This is a genomic window from Streptomyces malachitofuscus, assembly GCF_055571035.1.
The window spans coordinates 338778-359879 of sequence record NZ_JBVIGA010000006.1; the positions used below are offsets into that span (position 1 = coordinate 338778).

Genomic DNA, 21102 nt, shown 5'->3' on the forward strand with positions numbered 1-21102 from the left:
GAGGAAGTCCCTGCTCAGTTGTTCTTTCCGACCAGTGCGTATGTCTGCTGTGCGATCTCCCTTTCCTCGTCCGTCGGTACCACCGCGACCGCGACCCGCGCGCCCTCGGGCGAGATCAGCCGCGGTCCGCCGCCGCGTACGGCGTTGCGCCCGTCGTCCACCGCCAGGCCCAGCTCCTCCAGGCCCGCCACGGCCGCCGCCCGCACCGGAGCGGCGTTCTCGCCGACCCCGGCCGTGAAGGCCACCGCGTCCACCCGCCCGAGAACGGCGTAATAGGCACCGATGTACTTCTTCAGACGGTGAATGTAGATGTCGAACGCCAGCCGCGCCTCTTCGTCGCCCTCGTCGATCCGGCGCCGGATCTCCCTCATGTCGTTGTCCCCGCACAGTCCGACCAGACCGCTCTTCTTGTTGAGAAGAGTGTCGATCTCGTCGGCGGACATTCCGCCAACACGCATCAAATGGAAGATGACGGCCGGATCCATGTCTCCCGACCGCGTACCCATCACCAGCCCCTCCAAGGGCGTCAGCCCCATGGAGGTGTCCACGCAGCGTCCGCCCCGCACGGCCGAGGCGGACGCCCCGTTGCCCAGGTGCAGCACGATGACGTTCACCTCCTCGGGCGCCCTGCCCAGCAGCGCCGCCGTCGCCCGGGAGACATACGCGTGCGAGGTGCCGTGGAAGCCGTAGCGGCGGATGCGGTGCGCGTCGGCGGTCTTCACGTCGATCGCGTACCGGGCGGCCGACTCCGGCATCGAGGTGTGGAAGGCGGTGTCGAAGACGGCGACCTGCGGCAGGTCGGGACGGAGCGCCATGGCCGTGCGGATGCCGGTCAGGTTGGCCGGGTTGTGCAGCGGCGCCACCGGAATCAGCCGCTCGATCTCCGCCAGCACCCGGCCGTCGATCACCGTCGGCTCGGTGAAGCGCTTCCCGCCGTGCACCACCCGGTGGCCGATCGCGGCCAGCTCGGGGGAGTCGAGCCCAAGACCGTCGGCCGCCAGCTCCTCGGCCATCGCCTTCAGCGCGGCGTCGTGGTCGGCGATCTGCCCGGTCCGCTCCCGGGTCTCCCCGCCGGAGGCGAGCGGGGTGTGCCGCACCAGCGAGGTCCGCTCGCCGATCCGCTCGACCAGACCGGTGGCCAGCCGGCTGCTGTCGTCCATGTCGAGCAGCTGGTACTTCACCGACGAGGAGCCGGAGTTGAGGACGAGGACACGGGACGGGCTCACGGGGCGGCTGCCTTCTCGCTCGGGGAACTCGGGGCCGGGGACTGGGCCTGGATCGCCGTGATGGCGACGGTGTTGACGATGTCCTGGACCAGGGCGCCCCGGGACAGGTCGTTGACCGGCTTGCGCAGACCCTGGAGGACCGGGCCGACCGCGATCGCGCCGGCCGAGCGCTGCACGGCCTTGTAGGTGTTGTTGCCGGTGTTCAGGTCGGGGAAGACCAGCACGGTCGCCTGCCCCGCCACCTCCGAGCCCGGCAGCTTGGTCGCCGCGACCGACGGCTCCACGGCCGCGTCGTACTGGATCGGCCCCTCGATCCGCAGATCGGGCCGGCGGGAGCGCACCAGCTCGGTGGCGGTGCGCACCTTGTCGACGTCGGCGCCGGAGCCGGACGTGCCCGTCGAGTACGACAGCATCGCGATGCGCGGCTCCACGCCGAACCGTGCGGCCGTGGCGGCCGACTGCACGGCGATGTCGGCGAGCTGCTCGGCGTCCGGGTCCGGGTTGACCGCGCAGTCGCCGTACACGAGCACCTTGTCGGCCAGGCACATGAAGAAGACCGACGAGACGATCCGCGCGTCCTCACGGGTCTTGATGATCTCGAAGGCCGGCCGGATCGTCGCGGCCGTGGAGTGCACCGAGCCGGAGACCATGCCGTCGGCGAGGCCCTCCTGCACCATCAGCGTGCCGAAGTAGTTCACGTCGGAGACGACGTCGTACGCCAGCTCCACGGTGACGCCGCGGTGGGCGCGCAGCGCCGCGTACTGCTCGGCGAAGGAGTCCCGCAGGTCGGAGGTGGCGGGGTCGATCAGCTGGGTGTCGCCGAGATCGACGCCGAGGTCCGCGGCCTTCTTGCGGATCTGGTCGACGTCGCCGAGCAGGGTCAGCTCGCACACGCCCCGGCGCAGCAGCACCTCCGCCGCGTGCAGCACCCGTTCCTCGGTGCCCTCGGGGAGCACCACCCGGCGCAGGTCGGAGCGGGCCTGTTCGAGCAGCTTGTGCTCGAACATCATCGGGGTGACCCGGTCGCTGCTCGGCGCGGAGACGCGTCGGGTGAGCTCCGCGGTGTCGGCGTACCGCTCGAAGAGGCCGAGCGCCCGCTCCGCCTTGCGCGGGGTGGCCGCGTTCAGCTTGCCCTCCAGGGAGAAGAGCTGCTCGGCGGTGGGGAAGCTGGTGCGGGGCACCGACAGCACCGGGGTGCCGGGGGCGAGCCGGTCGGCGAGGGTGAGGATGTGCTCGGCCGGCACCTCGTCCAGGGTCAGCAGAACCCCGGCTATCGGCGGGGTGCCGGCGCTGTGCGCGGCCAGCGCGCCGACGACCAGGTCGGCGCGGTCGCCGGGGGTGATCACCAGGCAGCCCGGGGTCAGCGCGGCGAGGAAGTTCGGCAGCATCGCGCCGCCGAAGAGGAAGTCCAGGGCGTCGCGGGCGAGCCCGGAGTCGTCGCCGAGCACCACCTTGGCACCGAGGGTGTGCGCGATCTGGGAGACGGTCGGGGCGGAGAGCGCCGGCTCGTCGGGCAGCACGTAGCAGGGCACGGGCAGCCGGTTGGCGAGCCGCTCGGCGATGTCGTCCCGGTCCTCGCGGGCGACCCGGTTGACCGCCATGGCGAGCACGTCGCAGCCCAGGGTGGCGTAGGCACGGTAGGCGTTGCGGGTCTCGGCGCGCACCGACTCGGCGGTCTGCTTGCGGCCGCCCACGACCCCGATCACCGAGGCACCGAACTCGTTGGCGAGGCGGGCGTTCAGGGCCAGCTCGTCGGGGAACTGGGTGTCGGCGAAGTCGGTGCCGAGGACGAGCACGACGTCGTAGTCGCGGGCCACCCGGTGGAACCGGTCGACGAGGGTGGACACCAGCTCGTCGGTCCCCTGCTCGGCCTGGAGCGCGGACGCCTCGTGGTAGTCGAGGCCGTAGACGGTCGCCGGGTCCTGGGTGAGCCGGTAGCGGGCCCGCAGCAGTTCGAAGAGCCGGTCCGGCCCGTCGTGCACCAGGGGACGGAACACCCCCACCCGGTCGACCTGCCGGGTCAGGAGCTCCATGACCCCGAGTTCGACGACCTGCCGGCCGTCGCCGCGGTCGATGCCGGTCACGTACACGCTGCGGGTCACGCGCGCTCTCCGTTTCGTCGGGGGCCGCAAGAGGTGTCGGCGGGCCGCAGATGTCACCCTGGGGCCACAAAAATCGCCCACCGAGGTGAGCAGATCCCTCTTGACAATACCTCTGGCGCTGGCTAAGACGCCCGTCCGTCCGGCGTCGGCACCGCTCCGGCGGACGTGAAACAATCGGCACTGGCTCACCGGTATCGACAGGGACCAGGAGACACAGCACGATGCGTATCGGAGTTCTCACCGCAGGCGGCGACTGCCCCGGCCTGAACGCAGTGATCCGGTCGGTCGTGCACCGAGCGGTCGACAACTACGGCGACGAGGTCATCGGCTTCGAGGACGGCTACTCGGGCCTGCTGGACGGACGCTACCGCGACCTCGGTCTCGACGCGGTCAGCGGCATCCTGGCCCGCGGCGGCACCATCCTCGGCTCCGCCCGCCTGGAACGCGACCGGCTCCGCGAGGCCTGCGAGAACGCCTCCGACATGATCCGTGACTTCGGCATCGACGCGCTGATCCCGATCGGCGGAGAGGGCACGCTCACCGCGGCCCACATGCTGTCCGACGCGGGCCTGCCGGTGGTCGGCGTCCCGAAGACGATCGACAACGACATCTCCTCCACCGACCGCACCTTCGGCTTCGACACCGCGGTCGGTGTCGCCACCGAGGCGATGGACCGCCTGAAGACGACCGCCGAGTCCCACCAGCGGGTGATGGTCGTCGAGGTCATGGGCCGGCACGCCGGCTGGATCGCCCTGGAGTCCGGCATGGCCGCCGGCGCCCACGGCATCTGCCTGCCGGAACGTCCCTTCGACCCGGCCCAGCTGGTCAAGATGGTCGAGGAACGCTTCGCCCGCGGCAAGAAGTTCGCGGTGATCTGCGTCGCCGAGGGCGCGCACCCGGCCGACGGCAGCATGGACTACGGCAAGGGCGAGATCGACAAGTTCGGCCACGAGCGCTTCCAGGGCATCGGCACGGCCCTGGCGCACGAGCTGGAGCGCCGCCTCGGCAAGGAGGCCAAGCCGGTCATCCTCGGCCACGTCCAGCGCGGCGGCGTACCGACGGCGTACGACCGCGTCCTCGCGACCCGCTTCGGCTGGCACGCGGTGGAGGCCGCGCACCAGGGAGAGTTCGGCAAGATGACGTCCCTGCGGGGGACCGACATCGTGATGGTCCCGCTGGCGGAGGCGGTCACCGAACTGAAGACGGTCCCGAAGGACCGGATGGACGAGGCGGAGTCGGTCTTCTAGGCCGGCAGGGGCTCGACGGCGACGAAGTGCGTGGTGTCCTCGGGGACACCGGTGCGTTCCGCGCCGTCGTCCTCGCGGTAGTGCCAGGCGAACGGCACTCCGCGTGCCGTCATCACGTCGGGGCCGTCCATGAGCTGGAAGTGCAGGTGCGGCTCGGACGAGTTGCCGGAGTTGCCGCACTCGGCGATCTTCTGGCCCGCCGACACCCGGTCGCCCACGGCCACGTTCAGCGAGCCGCGCCGCAGGTGCGCGAAGGCCGCGTACACGCCGTTGCCGAGGTCGAGGACGATGTGGTTCCCCATCAGGTGGCTCGGCCAGCCGAGACTGCGGACGAAGCCTTCCAGGTAGAGGAAGAGGAAGGCGGGCAGGGACATGCGCGACAGATGGTCCCGCTGTCGTTCCGCCGTCGCGACGACCACTCCGTCGGCGGGTGCGAGCAGCGGCCTGCCGTAGGTGGGGTAGCGGCGGGCACTTCTGGCGAGCGGCCAGAACCAGCGGAAGGGCGGGGCCGACGGCACGGCCCCTTCGCCGTCACCGTCCTCGGCGGGCACGTACTTCAGATCGATGGCGTACGTCTGCGCATGGCTGTGGGTGTGACTGGGGACCTTCGTGGCCGGCCCGTTGAGCGCCAGCCAGCGCCCGGTGACGGGAACGCGGAGGAGCACCGGTTCACGGTCCAGGGGCGGACGCTGGGCGCGGATCAACGTCACCCGCATGGTCTGACCGACGATCAGCAGCGCCACGCCGGTGTACCACAGGGGGCCTATTCCCTGCGCGTTCACCACAATGCACAGGGCGCCGGCGGCGAACACCAGGCCGTAGCGCTTCCACAGCATCGTGAGCATGTGCATGCGTTCCTCTTCGCTGGCGGTTGTGGGGGTGTCCGCATCCTGTCACGCCGGAGCGGTGCGCTCCGGGGCGGCCCTCAGGAGGTGCCGACAGGGGTCAACTGCTGGATGGCCAGGCGCCGGTAGGTGGCGTCGCTCTCCATCAGTTCCGGATGGCTGCCGCGGGCCCTCAGCCTGCCGTCCTCCATCACGAGGATGTCGTCGGCGCTCGCGGTGGTGGAGATGCGATGGGCGATCGTGAGTACCTGACAGTGGGCGCCGATGGTGGTGAGGGCCGAACGCAGCGCCGTCTCGGAGTCGGAGTCGAGGTTCGACGTGACTTCGTCCAGGAGGAGCACGGCAGGGCGGGTCAGCAGGGCCCGGGCGATGGCCAGACGCTGCCGCTGACCGCCGGACAGGCCGATGCCGCCCTCCCCGAGATCGGTGTCGAGGCCGTCCGGAAGGGCGGCGACGACGTCGGTGAGGTGGGCCGCCTCCAGCGCCCGGGTGATCTCTTCCGCCGTGGCGCCGGGCCTGGCGTAGACGAGGTTCTCGCGGACCGTGCCCCGCATGAGCGGGGAGTCCTGCTCGACCAGCCCGATACGGGACCGGAGCTCGGCCAGCGGCAGGCGGGACACGTCCTCGCCCATGATCCGGATCTGTCCCCCGTCGGGGTCGTGGAAGCGCTCGATCAGCTGGAACAGCGTGGACTTGCCCGCGCCCGACGGCCCGACGATCGCGGTGACACCGGTGGCGGGGAGCGTGAACGTGACGTCGTCGAGGGCGAGGGGCGCGGCGCCGGAGTAACCGAAGGTGACGTGGTGGAACTCGACGGCGGCGGTGCCCTCCGCCCTGTCCCGGTCCGGGGCCGCCGCGGGCGCCGCCGGGGCCTGGACGGTCTCCTGGTCGATGACGGCGAGGTCGCTGACGCGGTCGATGGCGGCCCGGCCCTGCTGGAACTCGCCCAGCGACATGAAGAACATCACCAGCGGGGAGACGAGATAGAAGAGGTACATGATGAACGAGGTCAGGTCCGCGGCCGGGAGGGCTCCCGTGGCGGTACGGGCCATCCCCCAGGTGATCACCACCGCGAGGGACACCTGGGTGCCCACGTTCATCGCGGGCATCAGCATCGCCGACAGCCGGGTCACCCTGATCCCGCTCCCGCGTGCGGCCTCGGCGAGGGCCCCGATCCGTTCGGCCTCCCGGCCCTCGGCGCCGGAGGCCTTGACGGTGGTGAGCGCGCCGAGGACCCGCAGGAGTCCGGAACCGTAGGCGCTGGTGTCCTCGCGGTTCTGGACGGCCGCCCTGCGGACCGCGCGGGCCAGGAACAGCGCGAGTGCGGACGCGGCGCCGAGACATCCCGCGGTGACCAGCAGCAGCCGCCAGTCGAGCCAGAGCATGACGGCGACGCAGCCGACCGTGGTGAACCCGGAGGTGATCATCTGGGCGACGGACGAGGACAGGGCGATCCGGGCGAGAGAGGTGTCCGACACGGTACGGGTGAACACGTCACCGTGCTCGAGCTTGTTGAAGGCCCGCATCCGGGAGTGGAGCAGACGCCCCGTCAGCGTGGAGCGCATGTCGAGGACGATGTTCTCGCCCGCCTTGCCGATCAGGTAGAAGTGCGTGGCGGCGAGCACCGCGTCCGCGACGAACAGGCCGGCGATCGAGAGGATCGGCCAGGCCACCGACTCGTCGAGGGCGACGGCCTCGATCAGGTCGCCGATGAGGAGCGGCTGTACGAGGGTCGCGGCGGTGCCGCCGAGACCGAGGAGGATGCCGACGGCGAGGAGCAGCCGGTGGCGTCGGACTATGGCGGAAAGGTTCATGACGCGCCCCGGCCGACGGCGATGGCCACGATCACCGCGATGCTCGTGGCGAAGACGATGCCCAGGGCCATCGCTCGTCCGGTGAGCCGTCCGTGCTCGCGGAACACCGCGGACATGCCCGGTGCGGCGATGGCGAACGCGACCGCGAACCACACCACGCGGTTAGCCGTCAAGACTGGTTCCTCCTTCGAACTGCTCGCTCACCTCGGCGGTGACGTCAGGCGCTCTTGGTGTACGTGGTCAGGAACATCGGGTACTGCTCGGCGTAGGGGGTCAGGTTCCAGTCCGCGTAGCGGCCTTCGGGAGTGAGCCCGGCGGCCGTGGCGTACGCGTCGACCTCGTCGGGGACCGTGAGGCGCGCCAGTTCGGTGCCCACGCGGGTGGTGCCGTCGGACTCGTACCAGATGTGGGAGCACTGCCATATCTCGGGAGTGAGCGTGGAATGGGTCTGGAGCCCCGTCCCCGGTTCGGGGTACGGCGTGAAGAGGGTGGTGCGCAGCCGGCCCTCGTGGAGCGTCTCCACCGCGGGCCGGTTGCCGGTCTCCACCACCAGCCGGCCGCCGGGGACGAGCAGATCGGCGGCGCGGCGCACCGCCTCCCCCTGGTCCTCGGGAGTGAGCAGCATCGACAGCGTCCCGCACACCATGTACACCAGGCCGTAGGCGCGGGTGTCGGTGTAGGTGCGGATGTCCGCGTGCACGGGGACGACGTCCTCGTTCCCCGGGGCGGCGGCCAGTTGGGCGAGCATTTCCGGGGACGAGTCGACGCCGGTCACCCGACCGGTCTTCCGGGAGAGCGGGACGGCGATGCGTCCGGTGCCGACTCCGAACTCGAGGGTGCCGGCGTCGGGGTCGGGGTGCAGGCCGGCCAGGGCGTCCGCCACGGCCTGGCCGGCGGCGCCTTTGGGGAAGACCCGGTCGTACCACTGTGCGAACTGTGTGCCGTAACCGATGTCTGCGACGTCGCTGGTCATGCGGGGTCTCACTTCCCTTTGGCGGTGTGCGGGTGCGGTGGGCCCGGCCGGTCAGGTGGGCCAGTAGCCGCTCTTGGTCTGCATCACGGAGCGCAGGAGCCGCACACGTCCGTCGTCGGCGAACTCCCCGAAGGTGAAGACCTCCATCTCGCTCGCCCGGCGTCCGTGCGGTGAGGGCACCATGGAGTAGCGGGCCGCGAAACGGCTGCCCTGGGTGAGCACCGCGTGGACGTCCAGGGCGTAGTCGGGTCCGCTGCCGCGGGCCGCGGCGAGGGACTGCAGGGCGGCCGGGCGTTGCATCGGCGTGCCGTTGATGTACTGGACGGAGTCGGGGGTGTGGAACCGGTCGAAGGCCTCTTCGAGGGGCACGTCCGGGTCGTTGGCCAGCTCCGCGAAGGTCGTGAGGTAGGCCGCGGGGTCCGTCGGCGCACCGTTCGGTGTGCCCGCGGACCCCGCGTCGCCGTCCCAGGTGGGGGAGTCGGAGCCGCCCCATCCGTAGGTCGACCGCGCGGTGGTGACGGTGGACGCGACACGTCCGTCGTCGGCGAGGTCGGCGAACATCACCGACTCGGTGTTGTGCCGCACCTGCATCACCAGGGGCTTGCTGACGGTGTAGCGGGCGGCGGCGCGGTTGCCGTCGACCACCACCTCGTGGATCCACAGCTCGTACGGCGTCCGGTCCGCCCGCCACTGCTCGAGGTTCTTCAGCACGGTCGCCCGGTCGCACTGCTTCCGGTTGACCAGGTGGGTGGCGTCCGGGACGTGGTAGCGGTCCCAGACGTCCTCGAGGTTCTGCGTGGCGGCGAAGGCGTCGGCGGTGTAGGTGCGGAGATAGCCGGCGAAGTCGTCGGCGGGCCTCGGGGCGATGGTCATGGTGCGTTCTCCCACACTGGTGCTGGATGGTGCTCGGTGTGACGGCGGTGCTCAGGCCGGAGTGAGGTGGGGGCCGGCCGGGCGCATCGGGGTGTACGGGGAGATGAACAGGGGCTCGGGGTCCTCGCTGGTGTCATGCCCCGCGGCGCGTACGACCGCGAACTGGAAGCCCTTGACGTGTTCCGCGCCCTCCCGCTCCCGGACCGTCTTGCGGATGAACTCGGCGAGGACCCGGTAGGAGGACGTCTTCTGCACCTCCGTCGCCCCGGACTTGGTGGCCTGCTGGAGGATGGCGGTGCACAGGTCGAACACCGACTTCTCCGGGCGGCGGGTGGCGAACCAGAACGCCTGGTACATCCTGCGGGGCTCGATCATGTCGATCTCGCTCCACTCGGACGTCCCGCCGGCGTGGTCGAGGGTGCGGTAGACGTAGTGGAAGTCGTGGGTCGCCGGGTTCGGGGCGAAGAACTTCCAGTTCGGGACGAAGGAGAACAGGTCCCTGGAGCGGACCCGGTCGAACGCCGGGTGCGGGTGCTGCGCGGCCACGGTCGCCACCAGCATGCCCGCGCCCACGATGCGCGCCACGGAACCGGGACCGGTGAACGTGTCCTTGAACAGGGCCGTCGGATTCACCTCTGTGCTCCTTCCCCGTCGGCGACGGACTCGCTGTGCCCGCCGCCGGTGGCGCGCAGGAAGTCGGTCATGTGCTGCACCGTCCTGTAGGCGAACAGCACGTCGGTCAGCAGGGAGTCGTGGTCGGCCCCTTCGACGATCCTGACGTCACCGCGAGGGTGGACCCGGGCGAGCTCGTTGTACATCAGAAGCTGCTCGGGGTCCTGGTCGACGGTCTGCTGTGCGGCCACGATCAGCGCGGGCGCCGCCACCTGCGGCATGTCGCCGTCGAAGGACCTGAAGTCCTCCTCCACCGCGGCCCATTCACGCTTGCCGGCCTTCCAGAGCCGGGCGTCGGTGTACTGGGCGAACACCTTGTCCCGGTAGTTCACCGGGAGCCTGTCGAGCCACGCGGGGCGGCTCATGAGGATGCCGGTGCCCAGGGAGATGTAGCGGGCGGCGTGCGCGATGTTGTCCCGCAGATCCTTCGCCCCGTCGCTCTGGCGCTCGGAGCGCTGCAGTTCGGCGGGGTGGGACGGGTCGAGGTAGACGAGGCCGGCGATCCGGTCCGGGACACGGGCCGAGACCCGGCGGATCAGCTCGCCGCCCAGGGAGTGGCCGACCAGGACCGCCTTGCGGTGCCCGGGCACCGTGGCGCGGATCAGGTCCTCCAGGTCGTCGACCGACTCGTCCAGCGTGAAGGGCGCGGTGGTCCGGCGGACGCTGCCCGCGTACCCGGCTCGCGCGTAGGAGACGACCGCGCAGTCCGAGTCGTTCACGAACCGCTCGGTGATCCAGGCGAAGTGCTCGGACGTCGAGGTGAGTCCGGCGCAGAAGACCAGCACCGGGGCGTCCGTCCCGTCGTCACGGCCGCCCGTCTCGTACACCAGCTCGTTGCCGTGCCGGGTGACGAACTTCCGCGACGTGGGCCAGCCTTCGCGGACCACTGCGCGGCGCTGGGCGGCGACCACGGCGGCGGCCGCGACGCCCCCGGCGAGCAGGAGGGCGGCGGCCTTCACCGCGCGGTCGTCGCGTCCCGCCACCAGCGGGTGCGACCTGGGGGCCGTGGTGTAGGCGACCATGGGGTGCATGGCGGGGAACGCCGTCATGAAGCGCCCGAGCCCCATGACGAAGCCGTTGGCGACGTGGAAGCCACCCGCTGCCGCGATCATCGGGCGGGCGAGCCTGCCGCCGGCGAGGTACACGACGGGGAAGAGGCACTCCATCGCGAGCACGCTGTGCTGCAGGTACTTCGCGCTCCGCGGGTAGCGCTGGGTGAGCCGGTAGGCGCTCTCGAAGCCGTAGGTGCGGGTGCGCATCACCCCGGGAAGCGCCGAGCCGTCACGCCATTTCTCACCGAGGAGCTTGACCCAGCCGGAGGCCGCGTAGGACAGACTCGCCTGCATTCCCACGTACCAGAGGAACGCGTCCTTGGTCTGTGGATTCTTCGAGAGGCGAGCGAGTCCGGTGGCGGTCTGCACCAGATTGGCCACCTGGTCCGAACCGTCCGTGCCATAACGGTGGCGGGTCTGCAGCAGGGAGGTGGAGGCGGTGAGGAAAAGGCTTCCGGCCCCGCGCCATTTGCTGTTTCCCGGGGCCAGAAGTCCCACACTCACAGCCGCCCGGGCGGCGTGTATCGCCACCGTCACCTTTTTACCGCTGACAGCCTCGGTAATACGGCGGATCGTCGGATTCTTGGTCTCCGGCGCCTCCTTCATGATGTCCCAGTCGTTGAGACCACCGGGATCCATCTGCTTGTGCTGGTGCAGATATTCGAGGGAGGAAGAGAGGGTGGTGAGCGCGGAAAGTCGCTCGGATATGGCGAGGGCGCGGTCCCGGGATATGGGTATCGGGGAGAAAAGCGCCGAGACAAGTTTCTTCATTCGTCTCACAGAAGGTTCCTCACGATGAACCATGGGGTGAGCTAATATGTGAAAGCTGTCGGGCCGCGATTGCGGCGCGGCCCGACAGCTCGCCCGATGCCCGCAGATTTCGCTCTCCGGGCGGGTTCAGAAGCCCACGCTCATGTCAGGGGCTGCTGACGGTGTTCCCTACTTGCCGCCGCCGGCGGCCCGGCCGAGCTCGTAGGCGCCGACCACGGCGGCGCCGGCCGCGAGTCCCCCGCCCGCGTACGGGCAGGTGACGAGAACGGCGGGAGTGAAGGCGACGGGCATGGTGCGGGTGACCCGGTCCTTCTGGCCCTCGGTCAGAGCCGGTTCCGTGATCGCACGCACACTGTCGATGATGTGAGTCATCCTGATCCCCTCTTCGAAGATTTTCGAAAGGCCTGGTGGCCGCTAGTTGACGACCCGGCCGGCGACGTACGCGCCCACCGGAACGGTGAAGGCGACGATCCCGGCCGTGATCTTGACGCAGACCGGCACCGCGACGGCCGGGGTGGCCATGACGGGAACACCGTTGGTGTTCGTCATGCCGTCCTCGAGCGAGCCCATCTCCTGCTGATTCATAAACGAAGCGATCTTGCCCATTTCATTCCTCCTGCTGATTCCAGTCGGACAAGGGGTAGGCTCACGAAAGGCCGCCCATGAAATGGGCGGGGCGCGAAATTCGCTGCTCGGCTGTTGCCCCGCCGACGATCGATTGACTCCCCCTCATGGGCATCACTATACGAATAATATGAAGCTTGAAATCAAGCACATTTCATGTGGCGTGCATCACACGGTGGCGCAAGATGACGATGACATAAGTCATGCTTTTCTGTGCTGACCAGTGAGAACAAAGAGGGGGGTGCGGAATTCAGGCAGGTGTCTCTGGCTCAAATATTTCGGTCAGGATTCAACCATGACGGGCGGGCGTACGGCTCAGGGCACCCTTGACCGCCGACGTCACGGCTGATGCGCAGGGAGAAAAGTCCGTTGTTGTCGTTGTGGGCTCAATTGCCGCTGTGCGGGCCCAGCGGCGGGGGCACACGGATGCCGTGCTCGTGACGCAGTGCGGAGAGCGCGGCCAGATGGCCGGACATCCCGTGCACGCTGGGACCCGGCGGAGTGGACGCCGAGCACAGGTACAGGCCGGGCAGCGGCACCCGGTAGGGATCCCACTTCGCGGCGGGCCGCAGCAGCGACTGGCGGACGGTCATGGCCCCGGCTCCGATGTCGCCGCCGACGTAGTTGGGGTTGTACGTCTCGTACTGCGCGGCGCTCACGCCGCGCGCGGCGATGACGGTGTCGCCGAAGCCGGGCGCGTACTGCTCGATCCGGCGACGGACGAGGTCGACGGGGTCCCGCGGGTCGCCGTGAGGAACGTGGGCGTAGGCCCAGACGGGACGCTTGCCGCCGACGGCGCGGCCGGGATCGGTCGCTGCGGGGTCGACGAGGAGCACGAACGGCTCGGGGTCCTGGATGCCGCGCGCTGCCGCCGACTCCGTACGGAACATGTCGGCGCGGGTGCCGCCGAGGTGGACGGTGCCCGCTCGGCCGGTCGCGGGGTCGGCCCATGGGATGGGTTCGGACACCAGGAAGTCGACCTTGGACGCCCCGGGGCCGTACCGGAAACGCTCGAGGGCCCGGCGGTAGCGCCCGGGGAGCCGGTCCCCGGCGAGTCGGAGGAGCCCCTTGGGGCTGGTGTCGAGCAGCACCAGGGGCACGTCGCCGAGTTCGCCGAGGTCCTTGATGGGCTGCCCGGTGTGGATGCGGCCGCCCAGCGCGGTGATGTCGGCCGCGAGGGCGTCGGCGATACGGGCGCTGCCGCCCCGGGGCAGCGGCCATCCCGTGGAGTGGGCGAGGTGTCCGAGGAGCAGCGCGACGGCGCCGGCGGCGAGCGACGGGAGTCTGCCGACGGAGTGCGCGGCGACACCTGTGAGCAGGGCACGGGCCCGCTCGGTACGGAAGGGCAGCCTGGTGGCATGGGCGAGGACTCTGGGCGCCATCAGCAGCGGTGCCACCAGATCTCCGGGAACGGCGCGCTGACCGGACAGGATCAGATCGACCACGCCCTGACTGTGGGCGGCGAGCGGCGCCATGAGCCGCCGCCAGCGTTCGCCGTCCACGCCGAGTCCGGCGCTGGTCCGGGCGAGATCGCGGTGGGCGAGGACGGTGTCCTCGCCGGGAAGCGGATGGGCGTAGGGGATCTCGGGCTGGAGCAGGTCGACACCGCGCGCGGGCAGATCGAACTCCCGGAAGAAGCGGGACGCGGCCGCCATGGGGTGCACGGCGGCACAGATGTCGTGCACCACGTCCGCGTCGAAGAGCGGCTCGGTGCGCAGGCCGCCGCCGTACGTGTCGTGCGCCTCGTACAACTCGACGCTCAGGCCCGCCCGTAGCAGCGTGACAGCGGCGGAGAGCCCGTTGGGGCCCGTACCGACGATCACCGCGTCCGTCATGCGACACCTCTTCCGCCGGTTTCACGAAGACTCGCGCACAGGCCTCCGTCGGTCACACGCAGTGGATACAAACAGCCCCCGGGAGCCACCGATATGGTGCGGATCACACCGGTGATCGGAGTTCTCCGTTCCGAACCGCTGACATGCGTCACCGTTCCCCCATGACGGTTGCCACCATGGCCCGTGGGGCAGTTGCCCGCCTCGATCCGCGCATCCGCCGCCGGAACCGGTGCGTGGACGCGGCCGACCGGAGAAGTGTGATCGACGTCACACCGTCTCGCGAGGCCGCGCAAGGTCAGATCCAGCCCTGTTTGCGGGCCACATGGGCGGCCTCGTGCCGGTTGGCCGCCTTCAGTTTGCCGGCGATCCTCGACAGGTGGTTGCGGACGGTCCCGGGGGTGAGGACCGCGCGCCGCGCCACGGTCTCGATGGGGGCCCCGTCCGCGGACAGTGCCAGAACGTCCGCCTCCCGCCGGGTCAGCGGGGACTCTCCCGCAGCGAGCGCGTGTGCGGCCGCGTCCGGATCGACGTAGGAGACGCCGCGGTGAACCATCCTGATGATGTCGGCCAGTTCCTTCGCCGACGTCGTTTTCGGCACGAAACCCCGGGCTCCCGCGGACAGGGCCGAGGTGAGATACCCCGGCGCCGTGTGGGAGGTGACCACGAGGCACCGCACGGAGGGCCGGGTCAGCCGCAGGTCGCGGATGACGCTGATTCCGCTCTTGTCGGGCATGCTCAGATCCAGGACGCAGACGTCCGGGACGAGATTCCTCGCCAGCTCGGCCGCTTCCACGCCGCCGGCCGCCTCACCGACCACGTCGATGTCGTTCTCGGCAGCCAGCAGCACGGAGAACGCTCCGAGGACCAGTTTCTCGTCGTCCGACAGGAGAACCCGAATGCTCACGCCGCCCTCCCCCGCGCGAGGGGGACGGTGACCAGGAGGCGGTACGTGCCGCGCGGTCCGGGGCCGTGCTCCAGCCGTCCTCCCAGCGGTGCGACGCGTTGCGCCAGTCCGTCCATGCCCGTACCGGACTGCGGACGCGGGCCCGGAACATCGCGCACACCGTCGTTCACCACGCGCAGGACGCACTCGTCCGCCCCGCCCGCGCCGGACCTGGTGAGCGTGATGGTGCAGGTCGTGGCCTCGGGGGCGTGCCGCATGATGTTCGTGGCCGCTTCCCGCACCGCCCAGCCGAGCGACTCCCGCACCTCCGGGGGCAGGCTCGGGCCGCGGTTCTCCCAGGTCACCCCGCACCGGATGCCGCAGGCCCCGAGCAGGGAGCGCGCGCCGTCCAACTCGTCGTCGAGCGACGTGGTCCGGGCGGCGTTCACCACCGCCCGCAGCTCGCTCTGCGACGCTCTCGCCAGCACCTGCAGCTGCTCTATCTCCTCCAGCTTTCCGGTGTGCGCGATGAGCTCGGACTTGATCGCGATGACGGCCAGATGCCGTCCCAGCGTGTCGTGCAGGTCGCGGGACATCCGCAGCCGCTCGTCGGCCACCGCCTGCTGGGCGGCCGCGTCCGCGGCGATCTCCAGCCGGGAGATCACGGAGACCGGCCGCATCGCGCTGCGAACGGCGGCGACGACGGCCAGGAACACCCCGCCGACGGTCAGGGCCGAGGCCAGTGGCGCGTGCGGGCTGACGGCGGCGGCCACCGCGAGGCACACGGCCGCGGTGGCCGACCGGACGCGCAGCGCGGACTCGGCCACCACGAGGGCCACGGGCACGACGGCCATTCCGGCGAGCGGAACGACCTCCGTCCGTGCGAACGCACCGGCGTAAGGGAGCAGCCAGAGGCACGCCGGCCACAGGAAGGCGGGGGCGAGCAGGACGAACGGCGTGACCGGGTACGGGTGTCCGGTCCATACCGGACGCAGCAGCGCTCCCAGGTGAAGGGCGTAGAGGACCAGCGCGAGGACGAGGACGGGGTGCGGGTCGGGTACTTCCGCGAGCAGGATGAAGGCCAGAGGGGGCGCGGTCAGGCACACGGCCAGTCGCCGCCGGGTCTGTCTCGTGAGCTTCTCGGCGTCCTGCCGCGTGGCGCGCAGTTGCGCGGAGCCCGGCGTAGGCCGGTGCGCCCCCCGGTGGGAGGGTGCGGCGGGCGGTGTCGTGGTGGTCCCGTGAGCCGGAAGGCCGTGGTGGGGGGAGTCGGGAGTCTCCGCGGGCGGGTGCCGGAAGGACTCGGAGAGGTAGGGCACGATGAGCCTCGCAAGCTGGGTGCATCATGCAGGGACGTTTCGGCCGCCCCATTGCGGCGACTGCGTGCAGGCAGTCGCCTGCCTCGGCTCTGGAGGCAGTGAGAGGCGTGGGGCCGCTCGCCCTGCGGGTGGGGGGAGGGTGGGGGGGGGGTGACTGCGCGGGTGCTGGCCGGCCGGCTCAACCGCGAGGAGGAACGGGCCGTGCCGGGACGGGCTGCGGCGCGGTGGTGCGCCGGTGCGCCGGCGGATGGGCGCGGCACCGCGGAGAGGGTGCTTCCGTCTCGCGAGTCCTCGGCGCGCGCAGTGCGCGGGTCGGCCGGATTGCGTGCGGTCGTTCAGGTTCGATTCGCATAATGCCCCCGTAGCGTCTGGACACCTGTGGTCTGGTCAGGGCCGTGACAGACTGATCCTAGGGCGGCCCGTCCACGCTGGACACGGGGGTGAACCCTTTGGCTGATTACCGACGTTGCCCCGGAGCGGCGAGTTCACCGGCTGTGTTCCTCGACCGCCGTCCAGAAATGGTCGACGATGCGGTCGAGGAACTCGCGGCCGCTGTCGCCCGCGTCGCCGTGGCCGCCGCCCCAGCTGAGGGTGGCCGCCATGTGGCCCTGGTAGTCCTGGTGCAGGCGGTGGAGCGCCTCCTCCAGCACGCGTCGTTCCAGCGGGGCGATCTTCGACACCGGCCGGACGTAGGCCTGCCAGCGCGTCGTCGCCGCGTTGCGGAGCAGCTCCGCGAGCCGTTCCTCCCGGCCGGTGACGGTGATGACGTCGGCCAGGGTCAGGGCGAGCATCCGGGCCAGGGCGGCCGACTGCCGCTCGGTGCCGTGCCACTGGCCCGTCTCCTCCATCCGCAGATACGCGTGCAGTTCGTGGCCGACCGTGCGGGCGACGTCCTCGGGCGCCAGGCCGCGCGCGACCCGGTGCTCACGCAGGGTGCGTGGCCGGCCGATGAGTTCGCCGGGCGAGCACCACAGCGCACCGGCCAGGGCGGTGAGTTCGGGGTGGGAGGGGGTGGCGGTCCCGCGTTCCCAGGCGGCGACGAGCGCCGGGGTGACGTACGGCAGCCCGTACGAGCCGCGCAGGGCGTGGGCGACATGCTCCGGGCCCATGCCCAGGGCGGCCCGCAGCCGGCGTGCGGCGGGGGCGTTGAACGGCGGGGGCGGATGGCGGTCGGTACGAGCGGAGCGTCGGTGCACGGCCCACAAGCTAGGCCCGCGCGCAGGGGCTGACTACGGTCTGTTCGGCCAGGATCACTCATTGTAGGAAGGTACGGCTACCGGCGAGTCGGTGCGCGGGGGCGGGAGGGGAGTCGCCGCGCGGCGGCCGTCCGCCGGACCGTGAACGGCAAGCTCAGTGGGCATATGCGTAAGCCCTCGTTGACGTCGCGTGAGCCGTCGCTGGGGCGCGGAGGTGCGGGGTCCGAACCTCCGTACGAAGAAACGCCCCGCTCGAGTGCCGGCGCACCGGCCGCCCGCGCGGCGCAAACCCACCGCCCGGCTCACCCCTTGACCGCCCCGCCCAGCGCGAAGCCCCCGCCCAGCCGTCGGGCGATCAGCACGTACAGCAGGATCACCGGCGTCGAGTAGACGATCGAGAACGCGGCGAGCTGCCCGTACGCCACCATGCCGCGGTTGCCGAAGAAGTTTCCCCACATCATCACGAAGGAGAAGACGGTCACCACCGGCCACCCCCGGCCCCATCAGCGGCAGCACGATCCGCACCAGGGACTGCAGGGACGAGGCCCCGTCCGTCCAGGCCGCCTCCTCCAGCTCCTTGGGAGCGCCGTCCATGAAGTTCTTCATCAGCCAGATGGCGAACGGCAGTTGGGAAGCGGCGAAGAAGAAGATCGTGCCCCGCATCCCGCATGGTGTCGATCAGTTCGACCCGGACGAACAGCGCGTACACCGGCACCATGATCGCGGTGATCGGCAGGCTCGTCGCGAAGAGGATCGTCAGCAGGAACGGCCGGCTGAGCCGGGAACGGAACCGGGAGAGCGGATACGCGGCGAGCGCGGCGCACACCACGGTGAGCGCGGTCGCGCCCCCGCACAGGATCAGGCTGTTCAGCAGCGGGGTGAACGTGATCTCGTCGGTGAGGATCGCGTCGAAGTGGTCCAGGGTCAGGCCGTCGGGGGCCTGCACCCGCAGACCGGCGTGCGGATCGAGCGCGGAGAGCACCACCCAGGCGAGCGGCAGGACGAACGCGGCGGCCACGGTGAGCAGCCCGGCGTCGGCGGCCAGGCGCCGGGTGCCGCGGCGCGAGGATGGGCCTCAGCTCCCGGTCACCCACCGGTACTGCAACTCCGGCCGCCCGACCGTCCCGTACTGGGGGCGGCGGGCCGCGCGGCCGGCGTCGACGAGGTGTTCCAGATAGCGGCGGGCCGTGATGCGGGAGATGCCGACCGCCTCCGCGACGCCGGCGGCCGTCAGGCCCTCCCCGGCGTCCCGCAGGGCCACCGTCACCCGCTCCAGGGTCGGTGCGCTCAGGCCCTTCGGCAGGGCGGCCGGTCCGGGAGCGCGCAGGGCGGCCAGCGCCCGGTCCACCTCGTCCTGGCCGCTGGCCTCGCCGACGGCCGCGTGGAACTCCGCGTACCGCACCAGACGGTCCCGCAGGGTCGCGAACGTGAACGGTTTCAGTACGTACTGCACGACCCCGAGGGACACTCCCTCGCGCACCACCGCCAGGTCCCGGGCGGAGGTCACCGCGATCACGTCGGCGTGGTGACCGGCCGCCCGCAGCGAGCGGGCCAGCTGGAGTCCGTGCACATCGGGCAGGTGCAGGTCGAGGAGGAGCAGGTCGACGGGTGTGCGCTCCAGGGCCCGGCGGGCCTCCGTCCCCGTGCGCGCCTTCCCGACCGCGACGAACCCGGGCACCCGGCCGACGTACATCACATGGGCGTCCGCGGCGACCGGATCGTCCTCGACGACGAGCACTCTGATGGGCCGTTCGGTCATGTGCGGGCTCCTGGGTCCTGTGCGGCCGCGCCGGGAGCCACGCCACGGGCGGCGTCGGCACGCGTGCTTCCCGCATCCGTCCCGGCCGGCGTGCGTCCCGGCCCTTCGGCTTCTTCCGCCGGCGTGCCCGGGGCCGGAGGCCTCAGCGGCAGCCGTGCCTCGAACACCGCGCCGCCCTCCTCGCCGGAGGTGACCGACAGGGCGCCGCCGTGCCGGGCCACCGCCTGCTGGACCAGGGCGAGGCCCAGGCCCCGGCCGCCCGGGCCGGACGGCTTGGTCGTGAAGCCCCGCCGGAAGACCGCCTCCGCGTGGTCCGGATCGACGCCCGGGCCGGTGTCGCAGACCCGCAGGACCAGCCCGGCGCCGTCCTCCTCGGTCAGCGCCGTCACCGTCACCCGGGGCCGCACCCCGCCCTGCGCCGCGTCCACGGCGTTGTCGATCAGGTTGCCGAGGATGGTCACCAGGTCCCGGGCGGGCAGCGAGTCCGGCAGCAGGCCGTCGTCCAGGCGGCTGTCCGCCGACACCACCAGTTCCACGCCCCGCTCGTTGGCCTGCGCGGTCTTGCCGAGGAGCAGCGCCGCCAGCACCGGCTCACTCACCGCCGCGACCACCTGGTCGGTGAGCGCCTGCGCCAGCTCCAGCTCGGCCGTCGCGAAGTCCACCGCCTCCTCCGCCCGGCCCAGCTCGATCAGCGAGACCACGGTGTGCAGCCGGTTCGCCGCCTCGTGCGCCTGCGAACGCAGCGCCTGGGTGAAGCCCCGCTCCGAGTCCAGCTCGCCCATCAGCGACTGGAGCTCGGTCACGTCCCGCAGCGTCACCACCGAGCCGCGCCGCTGGCCGCCGGTGACCGGCGAGGTGTTCACCACCAGCACCCGGTCCGCCGCCAGGTGCACCTCGTCCACCCGGGGCTCCGAGGCGAGCAGCGCACCCGTCAGCGGCGCCGGAAGACCCAGCTCCGCCACCGACCTGCCCACCACGTCCTCCTCCTGGTCGACGCCCAGCAGCTCCCGGCCGCCGTCGTTGATCAGCGCCACCCGGTACTGGCCGTCCAGCATCAGCAGACCCTCGCGCACGGCGTGCAGCGCGGCCTGATGGTAGTCGTGCATATGACTCAGCTCGGTCGCGTTCATGCCGTGGGTGTGACGGCGCAGCCGGGCGTTGATGACGTAGGTGCCGACCGCGCCAAGACCGAGCGCTCCGGCCGCGACCACGAGCAGCGCGGTCAGCTGTCCCTGGGCGCGCTGGCTGATCTCCTCGACCCTTATGCCGGCGCTGACCAGGCCGACGATGCGGTCGCCGTCCCGGATCGGGGTGACCGCCCGGACCGACGGCCCGAGGGTACCGGTGTAGGTCTCGGTGAAGGTACGGCCGCGCAGCGCCGGGGCCGTGTGGCCCTGGAAGAGCAGACCGATCTGGTCGGGGTTCGGGTGGGTCCAGCGGATGCCCCGCGGATCCATGATGGTGACGAAGTCCACGTCGGTGTCGCGCACCACCGCCAGCGCGTACGGCTGGAGCTTCGCCGACGGGTCGGGCGTACGGATCGCCTCCCGCACGGACGGCGAGTCGGCGACCGAACGGGCCACCGCGGTCGCCTGGCGGCCCGCCGCCTCCTCGGCCTGGCTGCGGTCGCCGACGTAGGTGAACAGCGCGTACCCGGCCACGACGACCGCGATGAGCACGGCCTGCATGGCGAACAGCTGTCCCGCGAGGCTGCGGGGCCGGGGGAGGGGGATGCGCATGCCGTCAGTCTGCCTGGCGCTTCCACGATGAACTAAATGAACGGAAGGGTGACCGCGCTCACAAGGCAGGACATAGTCACGGCATTCCCCCAGGGCCCGAGCACCGGCCCTGACCCCCATCTCCCCGGACGTGAGCCGCACGCCGGTGATGCCGACGACGTCGTCAAGGAGGGCC

At 71.1% G+C, this 21102-nt stretch carries 18 protein-coding genes and 1 pseudogene; 1 reads left to right on the forward strand and 18 read right to left on the reverse strand.

The window, feature by feature from the left end; all coding sequences use genetic code 11:
* Positions 1 to 14 precede the first annotated feature (14 nt).
* A complete protein-coding gene (locus ACZ44S_RS11950) occupies positions 15 to 1226 on the reverse strand; it encodes an acetate kinase (protein ID WP_466927391.1) in 1212 nt (403 codons plus the stop codon).
* Positions 1223 to 3328 carry a phosphate acetyltransferase gene (pta, locus tag ACZ44S_RS11955; RefSeq protein WP_466927394.1) on the reverse strand — a complete coding sequence of 702 codons (2106 nt, stop codon included), beginning with the start codon at positions 3326 to 3328 and terminating at the stop codon, positions 1223 to 1225. Before pta ends, ACZ44S_RS11950 begins: the two co-directional genes overlap by 4 nt.
* 221 nt (positions 3329 to 3549) lie before the next feature.
* Between pta and ACZ44S_RS11960 the strand changes: the two genes are divergently transcribed.
* Positions 3550 to 4575 carry an ATP-dependent 6-phosphofructokinase gene (locus ACZ44S_RS11960; RefSeq protein ID WP_466927397.1) on the forward strand — a complete coding sequence of 342 codons (1026 nt, stop codon included), beginning with the start codon at positions 3550 to 3552 and terminating at the stop codon, positions 4573 to 4575.
* Here the strand turns inward: ACZ44S_RS11960 and ACZ44S_RS11965 are convergent.
* The 16 genes and pseudogenes from ACZ44S_RS11965 to ACZ44S_RS12040 form a co-directional block, all read right to left on the reverse strand.
* Positions 4572 to 5426, reverse strand: coding sequence for a M23 family metallopeptidase (locus ACZ44S_RS11965; RefSeq protein WP_466927400.1), 855 nt, complete (start codon positions 5424 to 5426; stop codon positions 4572 to 4574). The two genes, ACZ44S_RS11960 and ACZ44S_RS11965, sit on opposite strands and share 4 nt — an antisense overlap.
* 74 nt (positions 5427 to 5500) lie before the next feature.
* Positions 5501 to 7234: an ABC transporter ATP-binding protein gene (locus ACZ44S_RS11970; protein WP_466927403.1), complete on the reverse strand. Its 1734-nt coding sequence runs from the start codon at positions 7232 to 7234 to the stop codon at positions 5501 to 5503.
* A complete protein-coding gene (locus ACZ44S_RS11975; protein WP_190161675.1) occupies positions 7231 to 7407 on the reverse strand; it encodes a hypothetical protein in 177 nt (58 codons plus the stop codon). The genes ACZ44S_RS11970 and ACZ44S_RS11975 overlap by 4 nt, the downstream gene beginning before the upstream one ends.
* A 44-nt stretch (positions 7408 to 7451) precedes the next feature.
* The gene (locus ACZ44S_RS11980) at positions 7452 to 8207 is read right to left on the reverse strand and encodes a class I SAM-dependent DNA methyltransferase (RefSeq protein ID WP_466927406.1); all 756 of its coding nucleotides are present in this window, start codon (positions 8205 to 8207) and stop codon (positions 7452 to 7454) included.
* Positions 8208 to 8258: 51 nt separating this feature from the next.
* Complete coding sequence (locus ACZ44S_RS11985) at positions 8259 to 9080, reverse strand: nuclear transport factor 2 family protein (protein WP_466927409.1); 822 nt, start codon at positions 9078 to 9080, stop codon at positions 8259 to 8261.
* Between the two features lie 51 nt (positions 9081 to 9131).
* Positions 9132 to 9713, reverse strand: coding sequence for a hypothetical protein (locus ACZ44S_RS11990; protein WP_466927412.1), 582 nt, complete (start codon positions 9711 to 9713; stop codon positions 9132 to 9134).
* The gene (locus ACZ44S_RS11995; RefSeq protein WP_466927415.1) at positions 9710 to 11575 is read right to left on the reverse strand and encodes an alpha/beta fold hydrolase; all 1866 of its coding nucleotides are present in this window, start codon (positions 11573 to 11575) and stop codon (positions 9710 to 9712) included. The genes ACZ44S_RS11990 and ACZ44S_RS11995 overlap by 4 nt, the downstream gene beginning before the upstream one ends.
* A 168-nt stretch (positions 11576 to 11743) precedes the next feature.
* Complete coding sequence (locus tag ACZ44S_RS12000) at positions 11744 to 11947, reverse strand: hypothetical protein (RefSeq protein ID WP_190161679.1); 204 nt, start codon at positions 11945 to 11947, stop codon at positions 11744 to 11746.
* Positions 11948 to 11989: 42 nt separating this feature from the next.
* Entirely contained in the window at positions 11990 to 12160 is a 171-nt protein-coding gene (locus ACZ44S_RS12005) for a hypothetical protein (RefSeq protein WP_466927418.1), read from the reverse strand.
* Positions 12161 to 12585: 425 nt separating this feature from the next.
* Complete coding sequence (locus tag ACZ44S_RS12010) at positions 12586 to 14034, reverse strand: phytoene desaturase family protein (RefSeq protein ID WP_466927421.1); 1449 nt, start codon at positions 14032 to 14034, stop codon at positions 12586 to 12588.
* A gap of 295 nt (positions 14035 to 14329) precedes the next feature.
* Positions 14330 to 14938 carry a response regulator gene (locus tag ACZ44S_RS12015; RefSeq protein ID WP_466927424.1) on the reverse strand — a complete coding sequence of 203 codons (609 nt, stop codon included), beginning with the start codon at positions 14936 to 14938 and terminating at the stop codon, positions 14330 to 14332.
* Positions 14935 to 16233 carry a sensor histidine kinase gene (locus ACZ44S_RS12020; protein ID WP_466927427.1) on the reverse strand — a complete coding sequence of 433 codons (1299 nt, stop codon included), beginning with the start codon at positions 16231 to 16233 and terminating at the stop codon, positions 14935 to 14937. The genes ACZ44S_RS12015 and ACZ44S_RS12020 overlap by 4 nt, the downstream gene beginning before the upstream one ends.
* 485 nt (positions 16234 to 16718) lie before the next feature.
* Positions 16719 to 17438, reverse strand: coding sequence for a helix-turn-helix domain-containing protein (locus ACZ44S_RS12025; protein WP_466927429.1), 720 nt, complete (start codon positions 17436 to 17438; stop codon positions 16719 to 16721).
* A 293-nt stretch (positions 17439 to 17731) separates the two neighbouring features.
* Positions 17732 to 18474, reverse strand: a pseudogene (locus ACZ44S_RS12030) (carbohydrate ABC transporter permease).
* A gap of 30 nt (positions 18475 to 18504) precedes the next feature.
* Positions 18505 to 19188, reverse strand: a complete 684-nt coding sequence (locus ACZ44S_RS12035; protein WP_466927432.1) for a response regulator — start codon at positions 19186 to 19188, stop codon at positions 18505 to 18507.
* Positions 19185 to 20927: a sensor histidine kinase gene (locus tag ACZ44S_RS12040; RefSeq protein WP_466927435.1), complete on the reverse strand. Its 1743-nt coding sequence runs from the start codon at positions 20925 to 20927 to the stop codon at positions 19185 to 19187. The genes ACZ44S_RS12035 and ACZ44S_RS12040 overlap by 4 nt, the downstream gene beginning before the upstream one ends.
* Positions 20928 to 21102 lie beyond the last annotated feature (175 nt).

Bases quoted from the DNA above. Each gene is read 5' to 3' on its own strand.
- ACZ44S_RS11995 (WP_466927415.1), bottom strand. From the start codon at position 11,575: ATGAAGAAACTTGTCTCGGCGCTTTTCTCCCCGATACCCATATCCCGG.
- ACZ44S_RS12005 (WP_466927418.1), bottom strand. From the start codon at position 12,160: ATGAATCAGCAGGAGATGGGCTCGCTCGAGGACGGCATGACGAACACC.
- ACZ44S_RS12000 (WP_190161679.1), bottom strand. From the start codon at position 11,947: ATGACTCACATCATCGACAGTGTGCGTGCGATCACGGAACCGGCTCTG.
- ACZ44S_RS12040 (WP_466927435.1), bottom strand. From the start codon at position 20,927: ATGCGCATCCCCCTCCCCCGGCCCCGCAGCCTCGCGGGACAGCTGTTC.
- ACZ44S_RS12035 (WP_466927432.1), bottom strand. From the start codon at position 19,188: ATGACCGAACGGCCCATCAGAGTGCTCGTCGTCGAGGACGATCCGGTC.
- ACZ44S_RS11960 (WP_466927397.1), top strand. From the start codon at position 3,550: ATGCGTATCGGAGTTCTCACCGCAGGCGGCGACTGCCCCGGCCTGAAC.
- ACZ44S_RS11970 (WP_466927403.1), bottom strand. From the start codon at position 7,234: ATGAACCTTTCCGCCATAGTCCGACGCCACCGGCTGCTCCTCGCCGTC.
- ACZ44S_RS11985 (WP_466927409.1), bottom strand. From the start codon at position 9,080: ATGACCATCGCCCCGAGGCCCGCCGACGACTTCGCCGGCTATCTCCGC.
- ACZ44S_RS11965 (WP_466927400.1), bottom strand. From the start codon at position 5,426: ATGCACATGCTCACGATGCTGTGGAAGCGCTACGGCCTGGTGTTCGCC.
- ACZ44S_RS11980 (WP_466927406.1), bottom strand. From the start codon at position 8,207: ATGACCAGCGACGTCGCAGACATCGGTTACGGCACACAGTTCGCACAG.
- ACZ44S_RS12010 (WP_466927421.1), bottom strand. From the start codon at position 14,034: ATGACGGACGCGGTGATCGTCGGTACGGGCCCCAACGGGCTCTCCGCC.